Below are 15,696 nucleotides of genomic sequence, written 5' to 3'. Positions count from 1 at the left end.
CATGGCAGAGGCATCCGGACAGTTCGGCGTCAACGGTCCCGAAAACAAACGGGACTGGCCGGCACTGTCGGATGCCGAAGCCTCCGAGGTCCTGTCCCATTTCCCGCTTCCAGCCCCGGCCCGACAGGTCGTCTGGCATGGCCGGCGACCGTTTTCCTCAACGGGCGTCGTCTTGCTGGCGGATGGGAGCCGGGTTTTTGTCAAACGTCATGACCATTGCCTGCGCGATGCTGCAGCTCTTGGGGAAGAACACCACTTCATCACGCATCTGGCCGAACAGGGCGTTCCGGTCGGCCAGACATGGCGTACGAAAACCGGGCAGGCCGCCCTTGATCTCGGTGGGTCAGCCTATGAGGTTTTTTCCATCATGCCCGGCCATGACCTGTACGAAACCGTGCAGTCCTGGGAGCCATTCCACAACGTCAAACAGGCCTTTTCCGGCGGCCTGCATCTGGGGCGGCTTCACGATGCGGCCAGAAATTTCAATGCCCCTGCCCGCCCTTCACGACGCCCCCTGCTCTCCACGTTCGAGGTCATCACATCCCCCAACCTGATGGCCGGACTGGAACGCTGGATCCCGCAACAGGCCGGGCTGACAGAGGCCCTGCCCCGTCATCCCTGGCGTGAGGATATCCCCGCCGCCCTGCTGCCGTTTCATGAGAGACTGAAACCCCATCTCGGCACGATCCAGCCCCGCTGGGGCCATGGCGACTGGCATCCATCAAACCTGTTCTGGACAGGGACAGGAGCCGATGCGCAGGTCTGCGGCATTCTTGATTTCGGCATGTCGGACCGCACCTGCGCCGCCTATGATCTTGCGGTCGCCATCGAACGCACCGCCATCGCATGGCTCGAACCCCAGAACAATTGCCCCGTCATCCATGAACGGCTCGAAGCGTTCCTGTCCGGCTATCTGGCGCAATATGCGCTCTCCTGCGAAGAACGCCGTCTGGTGCCCCTCTTCCTGCCCCTCGTTCACGTCGAATATGCCCTCTCCGAAGTCGCCTATTACGAGACGCTGGTCCACGACCGGGCTGGCGTGAAAGCCGCCTATACGGACTATCTTCTGGGCCACGCCCACTGGTTCGCCTCGCCCTCCGGGCAGCAGTTCCTGCGCTGGTTGACCCGGACCCTTCAGGCCCCTTCATGTCCCTGATCGAAATTCTGGGCGCTGTCCTCAGCGCACTCGCCGTCTGGCTGACATCGCGACGCAGCATGATCTGCTGGCCCGTCTCGCTGGCTGCGGCCGGACTCTATTGCTGGATCTTCCTGCAAGCGCATCTCTATGCCGATGCAGGGCTTCAGATCGCTTTCAGCCTCTATGTTATCTACGGATGGCAACACTGGCGTCAGATGGAAAAGCACGATGGCAGGATCCGCGTCCGCCGCCCCACCAATCGCACGCTCGTCAATGGCATGCTTTGCGGTGCAGCAGGCAGCGCGGTGTGGGCTTTCGTTCTGGCCCGCTTCACCAACGACCCCACACCCGTCACGGACGCCACCCTGACCGCTTACAGTATTGTTGCCCAGTGCTGGGACACGATGCGCTACCGCGAGACCTGGCTTCTGTGGATCGTAGTGGACAGTGCCTATGTCGCTCTATTCATCAGCCGCAGCCTTTATCCGACTGCGATCCTCTATGCAGGCTTTGTCCTGCTGGCCACCAATGGTTACCGCCTCTGGAAGCCGGATACCTCAGCCAGACCGTCATCCGTCCTGCCATCCTGAGCACATCGGACAGAACATAAAAAAAGCCGCTCTGACGGTGCAGGGCGGCTTTTCATTAAAGCAGGGGCAATCAGCCAGCCGTCGCATCTTCCGGCAGAGGCTGGATCTGGCGTAGCTTGCCGTAGCGATCATAGTAAAACACCGATGTTCCGCGCCGTTCGGCATAGCCATCCGGCTGGCCATCCTTGGTCTGGAACAGCAGCCGGAACGCGTCCGGCTGCTCGATTACCTTATCCCCGGGTGGGCGATAGCGGTAGCGGCTGAAATCGGCATGGCTCTTGGGCAGCGACGAGTTGTGATACAGGTCGTGCATGCTCGGCTTCTTGGGGCCTCCCTCATCGCCCGCATCCTGCGCCACAGCCGTGCCAAAGGCCGCGCCTGAAACAGCAAGGGCGGCCAGTACTGGGACAATCAACCTGCGCATGAGGCTCTCCGGTCAGTGCGTTTGTGTGGGCACCTTAGGCGAAACCGTCTTCTGGCTCCACCCACCTCCGAGCGCGCGATACAATGTCACAATGTTCTGGAAGCGCGCCGCCTTGACCGTGATGGCGTTCTGCTGCGCCTGAAACAGCGTGCGCTGCTGTGTGAGGGTCGTCAGATAGCTGTCGATTCCAGCCCGATAGCGCATCATCGCCAGATCAAACGCCTTCTGGGACTGATCGACCAGTGCGGCCATATGCCTGTCCTGCGTCGTGTAGGTTTCACGCGCCGTCAGGGCATCGGAGACTTCACGGAACGCCGTCTGCACCGTCTTTTCGTACTGCGCGGCATATTGCAGCTTTTGCCCCTTCGCCATCCGGAGATTTCCCTCGCTCTGTCCCCAAGTGAAGATCGGCAGGCTGATCGACGGCGAGACGGTCCATGTTTCGGCACCCGGCGTAAAGAGCTTGCGGAACTGCAGCGAACTCGTCCCTTCGGATGCTGTCAGCGTCACACGCGGGAAGAACGCCGCGCGCGCGGCACCCACATTGGCGTTCGCACCGATGAGCGTATGCTCGGCCGCACGGATGTCCGGACGCTGCGCCAGCAGATCTGACGGCAGCCCCTCCGGCAGATCGCCGATCATCGTCTGTGCCCCAAATGGGGCTGGCTCAGGCAGGTTGGCTGGCAGAGGCGTCCCCACCAGGAGCTGAAGCGCATGTTCGTCATCCGCCACAGCCCGCAGATACTGCGCCTCGTAAGCCGAAGCCTGCTCGACCTGCGTCTTAACCTGCGCCAGCGTCAGGGCATCCGCTTCCCCGTTGTCATACGCAAGCTGTGTCAGACGCAGCGTATCACGCTCGGATTTCAGCGTATCCCGCGTGACCCGAAGCTCTTCACGATCCGCAAGCCACTGGATGTAGGTTGTACCGATCTGCGAGACGGTCGTGAGCAGAACATTGCGGGTATTTTCCACACTGTTCAGCACGGCTTCCATCTGCTGGCGCGTCAGGTTCCGGATGCGCCCCCACAGATCGACTTCATAGGACGAGAACCCGATGGACGTCTGATACAGGCGCAGCGTGGAAACATTGGTGCCCAGACCCGGCGCAAAGGAGAAACCCGCCGTGTCAGACGGGCCAAGGAACATGCCCTGCCCACCTGTCGAAATAATCGGGAACAGGGACGCGTTCTGGATCTCGTACTGGCCGCGCGAGACTGTGACGGCCGCAGCCTGCGCCGCGATATCGCGGTTGTTATGCAGCGCAAGCTCCACCAGCGCCTTCAGGCGCGGATCGGTATAGAAATCCTCCCACCCCAGATTGGCAACCTTGGCAGCCGCCGCAACATTCTTCGATCCAGTATCAGCCGGATAGCTGTTCTGTATGGCCTGGGTCGGCTGATGGTAGGTCGGGGCCAGATTGCATCCCGACACCAGCAGCAGACCGGGAAAGCCGAGAGTCAGTGTGAGACGGGCCTTCATGCGCCGTGCTCCCCTTCGGCGACAGGCGCCGCCTTGTTGTCCAAATGGGCGTACGGGTCCTTGCGGTCACGCACACGCGTGACGCGGAACAGACGCAGCACCACCACGAAGAAGACCGGCACGAAGTAGATCGCCAGCAGTGTTGCGGAGAGCATGCCGCCTACCACGCAGGTACCGATCGCCACTCGCGCCGCCGATCCCGCACCCGTCGCAATTGCCAGCGGAAACACACCGCAGACGAAGGCGATCGAGGTCATGAGGATCGGACGCAGACGCTCGCGCCCGGCTTCCAGAACCGAGTCTTCCAGACTTTCGCCACTTTCAAAGAAGGCCTTGGCGAATTCCACGATCAGGATCGCGTTCTTCACCGACAGACCAACCGTCGTCAGCAGACCCACCTGGAAATAGACATCATTGGAAAGCCCGCGGCCCAGCGTCGCCACGATGGCACCGAGCACACCCAGCGGCAGCACCAGCAGCACCGCGAACGGAATGGCCCAGCTTTCATACAGCGCCGCCAGACAGAACAGGATGACCACCGTAGCCAGCGCATAAAGCGGTGCCGTCGATCCACCCGAAGCCAGCTGCTCGAAGGACAGACCCGTCCATTCGTAACCGATGCCGCGCGGCAGCTTGGCCAGCAGTTTCTCCATTTCGGCCATCGCCTGCCCCGAGCTTGCGCCCACGGCCGGTTGTCCCTGGATTTCGTAGGAGTTCAGACCGTTATAGTCCTCGACCTTCTGCGGGCCGTTGACCCAGTGGCCAGAGGCGAAAGCGTTGAACGGCACCATCGTCCCGATCGCATTGCGGACATACCAGCGGTTCAGATCCTCCGGTGTCATACGCGCCCAGGGTTCGCCCTGGATATAGACCTGTTTGACACGGTCATTGCGCATGAACTGGTTGACGTAGATCGAGCCCAGAGCTCCTTCGAGCGTCGTGTTGATGTCCGCATTGGTCAGACCCAGTGCGTTGGCGCGCTCGCGGTTGATGTCCAGACTGAACTGTGGCGCATCTTCCATGCCCAGCGGACGCACCGCCTGAAGCAGCGGATTCTGGGCCGCTTCACTCAGGATCTGGTTTCGCGCGGCCAGCAGGGCGTCATGACCCAGATGTCCGGTGTCTTCCAATTCCAGATCGAAGCCGGTCGCATTGCCCAGCTCCATCACAGCCGGCGGATTGACGGCGAAGATCTGCGCTTCCGGGTCCATCCAGAAATGCATCATGATTTCGCGCGACACCGTCATGGTCGTGTGCGCGGAGCCCGGCCGCTGATCCCACGGCTTCATGCGGATAAAGAACGCACCTGCACTCTGCCCCTGACCCGCAAAGCTGAAGCCCGTCATGGTGAAGACGGATTCAACATACTGGCCGTAGGTCTTGAGAACGTAATCGGTGATCTTGCGGTTAACGGCGGCCGTCTGCTCCTGAGTTGCCCCATTGCGCATCGTGACCTGGCCGAAGATGATCCCCTGATCCTCATCCGGCAGGAACCCGCCCGGCACCCGCATGAACAGGAACGCGACCAGACCGGTCAGCAGGGCGAACCCGATCATGCTGACGACCGGCACGCGGATCAGCCATTTCACGCCGCCAATATACCCGTTCGTCAGGCGATCGAATGTGCGGTTGAACCAGGCTGCGGGACCACGCTCATGGCCCTTGTGGGTCGGCTTGAGCATGGAGGCACACAGCGCCGGCGTCATGACCATCGCCACCAGAACCGACAGCCACATGGCCGCGACGATGGTGATGGAGAACTGACGATAAATCACACCCGTCGAACCGCCGAACGCCGCCATCGGCAGGAACACCGCCGTCAGCACCAGCACGATGCCGACAAGCGCGCCCGAGATCTCGTCCATGGAGACGCGGGCCGCTTCCTTGGGAGACAGTCCCTTGTCGGTCATGACACGCTCGACGTTTTCGACCACCACGATCGCGTCATCGACCAGCAGGCCAACCGCCAGCACCATGGCCAGCATGGTCAGGGTGTTAATGCTGTAGCCCAAAATGGACATCAGCCCGAATGTTCCCAGCAATACGACCGGCACCGCGATCGTCGGGATCAGCGTCGCACGGAAGTTCTGCAGGAAGATCAACATCACGATGAACACGAGGACAATAGCCTCGATCAGCGTCTCGACCACTTCATGGATCGACAGTGTGATGAACGGCTCGGTATCCAGCGGATAGACGAGCTTCAGACCCTGCGGGAAATAGCGGCTCAGTTCGTTCAGACGCGCACGGACAGCCGCTTCGGTCTTGAGCTGGTTCGCACCCGGCGCCAGCTTGAGCGCCATCGCGGATGCGGGATGGTTGTTATAGACAGACCCGAGTGCGTAGCTCTGTGCTCCAAGCTCGACGCGTGCCACATCCTTCAGGCGTACCTGACTGCCATCCTGCTGCACTTTCAGCAGAATTTCCTTGAACTGCTCCGGCGTGCTCAGACGTGTCGGACCAATGATCGTGGCATCAAAACCAATACCTTTCTTGGCCGGCAGACCACCAAGTTCACCAGACGAGACCTGAATGTTCTGTGCGGAAATCGCCGCCTGCACATCCCCGACCGTCAGGCCGAAATTGTACAGCTTTGACGGGTCCAGCCAGACGCGCATCGCATATTCGGAGCCGAACAGCGTGTGATCGCCCACACCCGACACACGCGACAGCGGATCGGAAATGTTGGACGCTACATAATCCGCAATGTCCTGCCCGGACATGCTACCGTCTTCGGAAATGAAGGCCAGAACCATCATGAAGTTCTTGGTGGCCTTCGTGATGCTCAGACCCTGGGCCGTCACTTCCGTCGGCAGGCGCGGCTGTGCGAGCTGCAGCTTGTTCTGGACCTGAACCTGGGCAATGTCAGGGTTTGTGCCCTGCTCGAACGTCAGGTCAATCTCCATCTGGCCGCTCGCATAAGACGAAGCGGACAAGTATTCGAGATGATCCAGACCATACATCTGCTGCAGGATCGGGCGTACAACCGTGTTGTTCACCGTCTCGGCAGACGCGCCCGGATACATGACCGAAATGGCAATCTGCGGCGGCGCAATGCTCGGATACTGCGCAATCGGCATGCGCGTGATCGCAACAGCGCCGACAAGCATGATGATCAGACCGATAACCCACGCAAAGATGGGCCGGTCAATGAAGAAGCGGGATAATGACATGCGGGGTTACTCCGCCTTTCCCGCAGGGGCGTCAGCCGGGACATCATGCGGCGTCACCTTCGCACCGGGCTGCACTTTCTGCAGACCGTTCACGATGACCTTTTCGCCAGCTTTCAGGCCATCGGAAATCAGCCAGGAATCCCCGACCGTCCGTGAGATCTGAATGGAACGCTGGCTGACCTTGTTCTCGCCATCGACGGTCATGACATAGGGATTGCCCTTGGCATCACGTTCCACGGCGACCTGCGGCACCAGCAGACCGTTCGGATCAATGCCTTCCTGAATATGTGCATGCACAAACATGCCCGGCAGCAGCAGATGATCGGGATTCGGGAAAACCGCCCGCATCACAAGCGTTCCGGTCGACGGGTCAACCGTGACTTCGGAAAGCTGGAGTTTACCGCGCGTCGGATAATCGGAGCTGTCTTCCAGCTTCAGGCTGACGGCCGCCGCATCCGCGCCACTGCGCTCGACCTGTCCGTTCGCCAGCTCGCGCTTAAGGCGCAGCATGTCGGCTGCCGCAAGATTGACGTCCACATAGATCGGATCAAGCCGCGTCACGACAGCGATGGGCTGGGTCTGTCCCGCCGTCAGCAGCGCACCCGGCGTATAAAGCGTACGGCCAATGCGTCCGCTGATGGGCGCGCGGACATGCGTATAGTTCAGGTTGACGGCAGCCGCTTCCACCGCTGCCTTCGCCTGCGCTACCTGAGCCTCGGCCTCACGCGCCGTCGCCAGCGTATTGTCGAAATCCTGCGAACTCACGGCATGGGCCGCTACCAGCGGACGATACCGCTTCAGCTGACCACTCGCCCGCGCAGCCGCGGCCTGGGCGTTCAGAAGCTGCGCTTTTGCCTGATCGTAAGCCGCCTGATAGGGCGCGATATAGATCTGAAAGAGCTGTTGCCCGACCTTGACGTCCGCACCCTGCTCGAAATCACGCGAGACAATGACACCATTCACCTGCGGGCGGATCTGTGCCTGCTCATAGGCATCCGTCCGGCCTGGCAGGGACGTCTCAAGCGTGACAGGCTGCGTCTTCAGAGTCACCACATCGACAGGCTGCGGCGGCATCTGCGGAGGGGGCGTCTTCTTCTGACAACCACCCACCAGCAGCGGAAGTGCCAGAAACGGCACCAGAAAGGTTCCTTTCCCACCCCACGGACCGGCCGGAGACAGGGCAGCAGATGAATTCAAAGACATTTTCTGAAAAGAAGGCATGATACGGCCGCTATCCTGTGATACAGAAACCCGCTAGTTTCCTGCGAGGACGGAAACTAGCGGGTTTCTTTGACAGACGTCAATTCAGTCTGTGAAATAATATCGGAGTTGATTTTGAACAGTCCGTCGAGCAGCCAGTCCGAAGACCGGAAACAGCCCTGCTGTGGCCGCCCCGTGCAGCTCGACGAAGCCGAAAGACGCACCCGGATCCTGGACGCCGCCAGCGCGGTTCTGACCACGCATGGCTATCATGCCGCATCAATGGACAGCATTGCCGCCTGCTCGGGCATGTCCAAGAAAACCCTCTATCAGTTCTTCGACTCCAAACATGCCCTGTTCGAGACCCTGATCCTCGAGAGGCTTTTCGCGCCCATCAATTACACGCCGCTTCCCACAGATCCCATGGAAAAACAGCTTCTGGGTCTGATGACCTGTATCGCCGCCTGCATGTTCTGTAACGAACGCCTGAGCCTGCTGCGGTCCGTCATCACGGAAACCAGCCGCAACCCGGCAGTCCGCCAGTTGGTCGCAGATCTTTTCCAGCTTTCCGGCCGCGTCCTGCCTATCCAGAACTGGCTGACCACCCAGTCCGAAGCCGGCAGACTTGATATCCCTGATATTTCCGAAGCCTCGGATCTGCTCTTTGGCATGACGCTGGGCGGCCCCATGCTGGGCCAACTCACACATTGCAAACCCAGCCGTTCAAAAGAGCAGCTTGAAGAGTTCATGGCGTATGGCATCAGGGTTTTCCTCGAAGGCCATCGCCCCGCTGCTCAATCCTGACCGGGGTCTAACCGCCTGCGGAAACCGGCGAGGAAGCCTGTTCATGTCCGCCCGTCAGCAGACGGAAGATGCCCTCGGATGGTGTGCTTTTCATCAAGGGAGCAAAGCGGGCCTGCAGATTGTTGAGCGTCTGCTGATCCTGCGCCCTGGAGGCATCCCCCCCGATCCGAAGGACAAGAGCCTGCTGCTCCGCCGACAACAACGCCTTCGTGTCCTCCCCACCAGCAGGAAGACCGTCCAGCATGGGCAGGAGGGCTTGTACGGCCCGCGACCACTCCCCGGCCTTTTCAGCCATCTGCGCCCGTAAATCCCATGCACGCGGATCACGAACGGTCGCCAGTTCGCCTGCCGCTTCATCCGAACGATGATCAGCAAGGGCGATGCGTGCCCTCAACAGCGCGACCTCAACAGTCTGATGGCTATTCCCTCCCGGGAGCGCCAGAGCTGCGTCTGAGGATCCTTCGGCGAACACCGCAAGATCCTGTCGGGCCGCTTTGAGATCACCCATATCCAGTTCGAGCCCAGCCAGTCGAATCCGGACATTCATGGCCTCTGAGCCACTTTCGGAAGCAAGGAGACTCCGCAATGTCTCCCGTTCCTGATCCGGCAGCCCCAGCGCTTCGTAACGACGTGCAAGACCGTCCAAGATATCCCGTCGCGCAATATCATCAGGCGCCTGGGTGAGTGCATCTTTGAGAAATGCGACCTCATCCATGTTCTGTCGCGCACCTGAAGACGCTGACTGCGCCATCCTGTGAATGATATCGGTTTTCTGCGGCTGGATCTCAGAAGCGTCATCCGGATACAGATGAGACCATTCCTGAACTGCGGAGGCAGCAGCCCCCAGATTTCCAGCTTGCATGAGAGCCTCAACCTGAAGAAGACGCCCGGGCTTTTCCCTTCCTGCAACTCGAAGGGCAGGCAGAATGCCATCCATCTGGTCTGCTACGGCCTGTGAAGGCAATGTCTTTCTCTCCAGCGCCAGTCGGAGAGATGCTTCCCGAGCCACAGGCCAGACAAGAGGCGATGGATCGTGCGCAAGCGTAGACAGTTTCGCCTCCGCCTCCGGCGCATCCCTGCGAGCAGCAAGAAGCGCTCTGGCCAGAGCGACCTGGGGCGCGTCCGGCAACTGATCCAGAATCTTCGTAGCTCCATCACTTCCGTAACGTGCAACCCACTGGGCAGCTGGCGGCAACAGACGATCTCGCAAAGGTGCCGCGTATGCCTGAAGTACCGGCAGGCCCGTCGCGATCAGATCAGCGGTATGAAGACGATCGTTTTCAGCAGATCCTGACACAGCCTGTCCGGTACGACTGGCTGCAGGCAGAAGCATGCGCATCATTCCACGCCAGAGCTGATCTTCAGGCGTACTGCCTCCATCTTCTGCCAGAGAAGAAGAACCCGGCCGATCATTGAGCACAGCCGATATCTGTTGCAGCCGGCGCGCTTGAGGTTTCTCTATTCCTTCAGGCCAATCCTGCAAGGCGACCTGCATGACCTCGCTCAAAAGTGGACCATTCCCTGCGCGGGCTGCAGCCTGCGCAACCCGCATGCGCGCATTAAACCGGTCACCCGAAGAGGCCAGCGCCGCTGAAACCTCACTCCGTCTGAGGGCTTCCCTCAGCTCTTCCGGCGTCCCCGTACTCAGGCTGACGCCACTCAGGGAAGAACCATAAGGCTGGAGACGGTTAGAGGCCAGCAACGGGAAGCTGTTTGGACCCGATGTGTCCAGAACCAGCTTTCCACCCGTCTGACGCAATTCGATCGTATCGGAATCAGCTGCAACTACGACCCCAATCAGACTGCTCCGAACTGCAAATCCGGTTCCCAGCCGACGCATGGTCTTCTGAATGCGCCCGGAGCGGGTCATACCCAGCAAAAGCCGTCGACCCGAATCAGGATCATCCAGCGCAACAACCTGCGGCTGACCTTCTTCAACAGGAGGCATAAACGTTAGCGCGTTCCCGTCCTGTCCCAGAAGCATATCGTCCTGCGGCTTTACGTCTGAGGCGACAGACACTGTCCATCCTGCACCCACCGGCCGCAGAACAGGGTTACGCTCATCCGACAGACCGATGGTAATCACAGTGACATCCGGCAGCATATGGCTGGACACCGATGTGAAAGGTCCAATTCCCGCCAGTCCCGCCGTATCAAGAACATGCCGTCCTGCAGCCACAAGAACGAGATTTTGTCCGTTCCGAAACGCGGCCACAGGTGTCAACTCGCCCAGCGGCAACCACAATCCGGTTGCGCCGGGAACCTGCACAGACGCTCCCCCGGCAGAAGGTCTTATACTTTGTGACTGTCCTTCAGATGATGACCCAGCTCCAGGAACAGTCTGTTTTTCCTGTATCGCTTTTTCAGGATGAGGGAAAAGGGGAGACGGATCATTCAGAAAGGACCATCCAGCAGGCAACAGATTTCCATCTGCTGCTTTTACAGCATGCACTTCCTTTGTCTCAGGCTTTGACGCGGGAGCTTTGGCGACAGGCGCTGCCATCGCCGCTCCAAAAGACGACAATCCCAGTGCGGCCGCCAGAAAGGCCCGTCTCATCCGTTACCGCCAATCCGGGTGGCAGGCCGCGCATGGGAGTTCACAAGGAGCTGCGTAGCCAGAATGGCGCGCTGTGGAGACATGGCCTCCATAATGGCCGAAGCCTTGCGCGGGTTCATTTTATTGAGCAGTGCCACTCCCACACGCAGATCAAGAATATTGAAGATCGCTGCCGCATCCTCCGGCTTCATGGCCTGATAGATTTTGACCAGACGATCCGCGTCATCATTCCGTAACTGATCTGAATGCTGCTCACTGTTCTCAAGCGCAGTTCGTGAATTCTCCAGTGCCGTCATCCGACGCTGCAGCTCCTCCTCAGCGGCATCGACCAGACGCTGACGATCATTCAGAGCCGCATCCCTGCGTTCCAGTTCCTTTTCCCGGGCAGCAAGCTGCTCTGCCAACACAGGATCAGTAGGCTGTGTTGTGGCTGCCGGAGTTTTAGGCGCCGGCCCCTTGCAGCCTCCATGCGTACAGAGATCGTCCATTTTGGGAACGGCTGAATAGGAAGGCGATGAAGGTACCGCGGCTTTTGCAGGCTGAGCTGGCGGAGCCACCGATACAGGTGCTTCAGCCTGAGACTGCGGTTGCGGCTGAGCCATGGCAACTGTGGTCAAGGACGAGGAAGCAGGCTCCGTGTCGCCCATCAGATCCCCCGCGATTGCGTAGATCTTGACCCCCAGAAGAACAATCATCAGACCACAGGCAAGATGCAGGATACGGAAAAACATGGCTGCTTATCCCTGCTTCTGGCGCAGGGCGCGCAGGAGTTCCCGTTCAGCGGCACTCTTGCTGCCGCTAGGCTTCATCGTCCGTATTTCATCCGGTTTCAGACGAAGCGCTGAACGGAAAGTTGTTTCTTCCGGGCGTTCTTCAGGTCGCGGAGAGGCTTTGACAGAGGCTGTTGCTACCCGTCCCACAGGCAGAAGTGATTCCAGCTGCTGGGCAAGGGTCTCGGACCGGTCGCACAACATCGCAAGATCCCGTTTCAGACTTTTGCCAGACTCGACGGTCTTGCCCAAAGCACGCCCGACGAGTTCAGTCGTCTGCCGCAGATGGTCGATGCCGGACTGGGCCTGCGCACTGCTGGACTGAAGGCTTGCGATCAGGGCATCGAGCTGGCCGCGGTCACGCCGCAGAATGGAAAGGGCACGTCCAAGATAGAGACTGTAGAAAATCGTCACCAGCAGCAGTACTGACAGGGCAATCTCAATCCAAAGCTGAAATCTATCCATGAAATATGCTCCGTTCAGCTATAGGATGTGGCACGGTCCGTGCCGGGTTTCCGGTTGAGAACTTCTTCAATCTTGACGGCGACCTGTCCCTGCCTGCGGCCGACCCGCCCTTTGAAAAGCGCGTGTTCGCCACAGCGCAGACTGACGAGGGCATCCGGTTTTCGACGCAGAACCAGCTGATCTCCGGGAGCGAGCTTCATAATATCTTTCAGATTCAGGGTCTGCTCTTCCAGAACGGCATCCAGAGTCAGATCCGTCTGCCAGAGTTCTTCGGCAAGGTGGTTTTCCCACATACCGTCATGACCGAATTTCTCGCCCATGAACTGCTGCAGCAGAATGTCCCTGACAGGTTCAAGAGTGGCATGCGGCAGCACAATGTCCACATCCCCTCCTCGCCCTTCCATATCAACGCCGAAACGGGAGGTCACGACGCCGTTTCCGGCGCGACAGATCATCGCAAAACGGGAATTCATCTCCAGCCGCTCGAAATGAAAATTGACGGCACAGAGCGGACTGAAGCTCGTTTCCAGATCATCCAGAATGATCCTGACCATTGGCTCGATCAAAGCACGTTCAATCGCCGTATGATGCCGTCCGGTCTGACGGCTGGTCGGACCGCTGGCCAAGCTGTCACTACGGACATGCCCACCTAAAAGCGCATCAACAATGCTATAAATCAAAGGCGAACTCAGTACGACAATGCCGTAATTGTCCCATTCTTCCGCCTTGAAGACCGCAAACATGGCCTGTCCGGGCACTTTTTCGAGGTAATCTCCAAAACGCTGAGATCCCAGACGATCCATCGAGACCTCGACATTGTCGCTGGTAAAATTGCGCAGGCTTGTCGTCAGAATTCTCGTAAAACGGTCAAAAACGACTTCAAGCATCGGCAGTCGCTCGGACGACACACCGGATGTGCTGACCACGCGCTCAATACCAGTACTGTCCACAGGACCACTGATTGCGGAATCATTACCGAAAAAGCTGTCGATTTCTGCCTGGCTGAGTACGCGGTCCTGATCACCATCAGACCCAAAACCAGTCATACCCTGCCCGGCCAGAGGAAACGCCGCAGCCGGCATATCAGAATCGTGGTCCGCAAAAGCGGTATCGGCCTGTCGGTCGTCGCTCACTGCACCAGCACCTCTACGAAAAAGAGATCCCGAACCCGCAGCGGTGCAACAATATTGGTAATCTGCGCCAGCATGGTTTCCCGCAGCCGGTAAATGCCACTCCCGGAAAGTTCCGAAGGCTGCATGCCATGCAGGCAGGTCTGAAAAGCGTCCTGAATCTGTGGCATCAAAGCTGACACATTTGCGGCGTTCTTGCCGTCTTCAACCTCAAGTCTGGCACCGATCCGGACATATCGCGTACGATCTGGGCCGGAGTCGAGATTTGAGAGAATGGTTGGAATGGTGATGGTCGTCCATTTCACCGGCTGGGCGGCTGTCTTGGCCACCGGGGTTGCCGCATGACGAAAATGCTTCCATGCAAAGGCTCCACCACCAGCCAGAAGCAGGCATGCCAGCACTGCAAGGATGATGATCTTGCGCTTACCCCCCTTCTTGACCGGGGTTTCGTTTTCCGGAGTCTCCGTCGTCACCGTTCGTCTGCCTTCTCTTTCGGACAGCGCTCATCATCGGCACAAAAGATTAACAGCGGGTTTATGATGCGCAGGAAAAGGCGAGTCTTCCTTCAGACGGGAACCATCATCCTGAGCCTCACAGCCCTTGCGGGCTGCGCCTCCCAGCGTTCTCCTTACAACCGCTATTATTCCTCAAGCGGTGCCTATCGCGCGCCCGGACCAGCGGGGGATCCGTGGCGGCCCTACATCCTTCAGGCTGCCAGCCGATTCTCGATTCCGCAGGAGTGGATCCGCGCCGTTATCCATCAGGAATCGGGAGGGCACCAGTTCCTGGACGGGCGACCTATCACGTCCCATTCAGGGGCAATGGGTCTGATGCAGCTCATGCCCCAGACCTATGCCGACATGCGCTCACGCTATGGCCTTCGGGCCGACCCCTATGAGCCGCATGACAACATCATGGCGGGTACGGGCTATATCAGCATCCTTGCCCGCAAATATGGCGCGCCGGCCTTTCTGGCGGCCTATAATGCGGGTCCGCAGCGGCTTGAGGCTTACCTTTACGAGGGACGCCAGCTGCCCAACGAAACCGTCAATTATGTCGCAAGCATCACGCCCAATCTTGGTACGCAGATTGCCATGACAGGTCCGCTGGCGGCTTATGCCAGTGCCGATCAGCTGAACGCTTCCCAGTCCGGCACAGCCCTCGCGAGCCTCTCTCCTGCCCGAACTGCACCAGCACCAGTCATGACCGCATCACGGAGCGTGGGACAGGTCTGGGCCAGCCGCCATGTCACAACCGCTGCGGCGCAAACGCCGATTGCCGCGCCCAGCGCCATTCCATGTAACCCGGACGACGCCTACGACCCCGATGTGCCCTGCGCCGTCCAGCCTGTTAGCACCCCGCAACTTGCGCCTCCTGCCGCGACGGCGAGTTCCGCTCCCGCAGGCAGCACCATGCTGGCCCTGCAACAGCCAGCCCCTGCCCACGCTCTTCCGCCGCCACCAGTCATTCCAACGCCTCACACCCTGCCAACGCAGCCTACAGAATCGACCACCATGGTCGTCGGCTACCATCGTCCTGGAAGCTATGGTCCCTGGGCCGTTCAGGTGGGGGCCTTTGCGAGTATCGGACAGGCAAAATTCGCGGCCACCATGGCGCGACAGGCCGCCTTCACCCCGCTCCAGTCTGCCCGAATCGAAGTTCATCCGACATCCAGCCATGGCGCCACGGTCTGGCGGGCGCGTCTGACCGGAATAAGTCGGGTCGGGGCAGCGCAGGCGTGCTCAACTCTTTCCGGACAGGGAATGGCCTGCATGGCCGTCCCGCCGGGGCATTGAGGGCACAGCCGAGAGAACAGTTGCGGCGTCAGAAGCAATCCGCGTTGGCAATGCGGTAACTTTCGCCTATGTTCCCATGCATGCCACACATAGCTGACGCGCATGAAGCGTAGGCCCTCACGGCCCCGCCTCTCGTCATGCCCCATACAGCTTTACCGACACCTTTTATG

General features: G+C 59.6%; 13 protein-coding genes. 4 read left to right on the top strand and 9 right to left on the bottom strand.

Annotated elements, in window-relative coordinates; genetic code table 11:
* Position 1: 1 nt before the first annotated feature.
* Both GRO01_RS09760 and pnuC read left to right on the top strand, forming a co-directional pair.
* Positions 2–1,156: a phosphotransferase enzyme family protein gene (locus tag GRO01_RS09760; RefSeq protein ID WP_062511305.1), complete on the top strand. Its 1,155-nt coding sequence runs from the start codon at positions 2–4 to the stop codon at positions 1,154–1,156.
* Positions 1,147–1,728 carry a nicotinamide riboside transporter PnuC gene (gene pnuC, locus GRO01_RS09755; protein WP_062511303.1) on the top strand — a complete coding sequence of 194 codons (582 nt, stop codon included), beginning with the start codon at positions 1,147–1,149 and terminating at the stop codon, positions 1,726–1,728. The genes GRO01_RS09760 and pnuC overlap by 10 nt, the downstream gene beginning before the upstream one ends.
* Positions 1,729–1,798: 70 nt before the next feature.
* Here pnuC and GRO01_RS09750 read toward each other — a convergent pair whose 3' ends face one another.
* From GRO01_RS09750 to GRO01_RS09735, 4 genes are read right to left on the bottom strand one after another with little or no spacing between them, the layout of a single operon-like run.
* Positions 1,799–2,152 (bottom strand): hypothetical protein, encoded by a 354-nt coding sequence (locus GRO01_RS09750; RefSeq protein WP_062511301.1) that lies wholly within the window; start codon positions 2,150–2,152, stop codon positions 1,799–1,801.
* 12 nt (positions 2,153–2,164) lie between these two features.
* Entirely contained in the window at positions 2,165–3,631 is a 1,467-nt protein-coding gene (locus tag GRO01_RS09745) for an efflux transporter outer membrane subunit (RefSeq protein WP_062511299.1), read from the bottom strand.
* On the bottom strand, positions 3,628–6,804 hold the full coding sequence (locus GRO01_RS09740; RefSeq protein WP_062511297.1) for an efflux RND transporter permease subunit: 3,177 nt from the start codon (positions 6,802–6,804) through the stop codon (positions 3,628–3,630). Before GRO01_RS09740 ends, GRO01_RS09745 begins: the two co-directional genes overlap by 4 nt.
* 6 nt (positions 6,805–6,810) lie before the next feature.
* Positions 6,811–8,007 carry an efflux RND transporter periplasmic adaptor subunit gene (locus GRO01_RS09735; RefSeq protein WP_371857396.1) on the bottom strand — a complete coding sequence of 399 codons (1,197 nt, stop codon included), beginning with the start codon at positions 8,005–8,007 and terminating at the stop codon, positions 6,811–6,813.
* Between the two features lie 132 nt (positions 8,008–8,139).
* On the opposite strand from GRO01_RS09735, the gene GRO01_RS09730 reads away from it, so the two are divergent.
* On the top strand, positions 8,140–8,808 hold the full coding sequence (locus GRO01_RS09730; protein WP_231490450.1) for a TetR/AcrR family transcriptional regulator: 669 nt from the start codon (positions 8,140–8,142) through the stop codon (positions 8,806–8,808).
* A 7-nt stretch (positions 8,809–8,815) separates the two neighbouring features.
* Here GRO01_RS09730 and GRO01_RS09725 read toward each other — a convergent pair whose 3' ends face one another.
* The 5 genes from GRO01_RS09725 to GRO01_RS09705 form a co-directional block, all read right to left on the bottom strand.
* A complete protein-coding gene (locus GRO01_RS09725; protein ID WP_141306973.1) occupies positions 8,816–11,077 on the bottom strand; it encodes a tetratricopeptide repeat protein in 2,262 nt (753 codons plus the stop codon).
* A gap of 284 nt (positions 11,078–11,361) precedes the next feature.
* Positions 11,362–12,096 (bottom strand): MotE family protein, encoded by a 735-nt coding sequence (locus GRO01_RS09720; RefSeq protein ID WP_062511288.1) that lies wholly within the window; start codon positions 12,094–12,096, stop codon positions 11,362–11,364.
* 6 nt (positions 12,097–12,102) lie between these two features.
* Positions 12,103–12,600, bottom strand: coding sequence for a DUF6468 domain-containing protein (locus tag GRO01_RS09715; protein ID WP_062511286.1), 498 nt, complete (start codon positions 12,598–12,600; stop codon positions 12,103–12,105).
* A 14-nt stretch (positions 12,601–12,614) separates the two neighbouring features.
* Complete coding sequence (gene fliM / locus GRO01_RS09710) at positions 12,615–13,733, bottom strand: flagellar motor switch protein FliM (protein WP_231490448.1); 1,119 nt, start codon at positions 13,731–13,733, stop codon at positions 12,615–12,617.
* Entirely contained in the window at positions 13,730–14,203 is a 474-nt protein-coding gene (locus tag GRO01_RS09705; RefSeq protein WP_062511284.1) for a flagellar basal body-associated FliL family protein, read from the bottom strand. Before GRO01_RS09705 ends, fliM begins: the two co-directional genes overlap by 4 nt.
* Before the next feature lie 63 nt (positions 14,204–14,266).
* Here GRO01_RS09705 and GRO01_RS09700 point away from each other — a divergent pair, with 63 nt between their 5' ends.
* Positions 14,267–15,526 carry a lytic transglycosylase domain-containing protein gene (locus GRO01_RS09700; protein ID WP_062511283.1) on the top strand — a complete coding sequence of 420 codons (1,260 nt, stop codon included), beginning with the start codon at positions 14,267–14,269 and terminating at the stop codon, positions 15,524–15,526.
* Positions 15,527–15,696 lie beyond the last annotated feature (170 nt).

The sequence above is a fragment of the Gluconobacter roseus NBRC 3990 genome (assembly GCF_006538885.1).
GTDB lineage: Bacteria > Pseudomonadota > Alphaproteobacteria > Acetobacterales > Acetobacteraceae > Gluconobacter > Gluconobacter roseus.
Note: the sequence above shows the minus strand (reverse complement) of the source record. Positions and strands in the feature narration are given on the sequence as shown.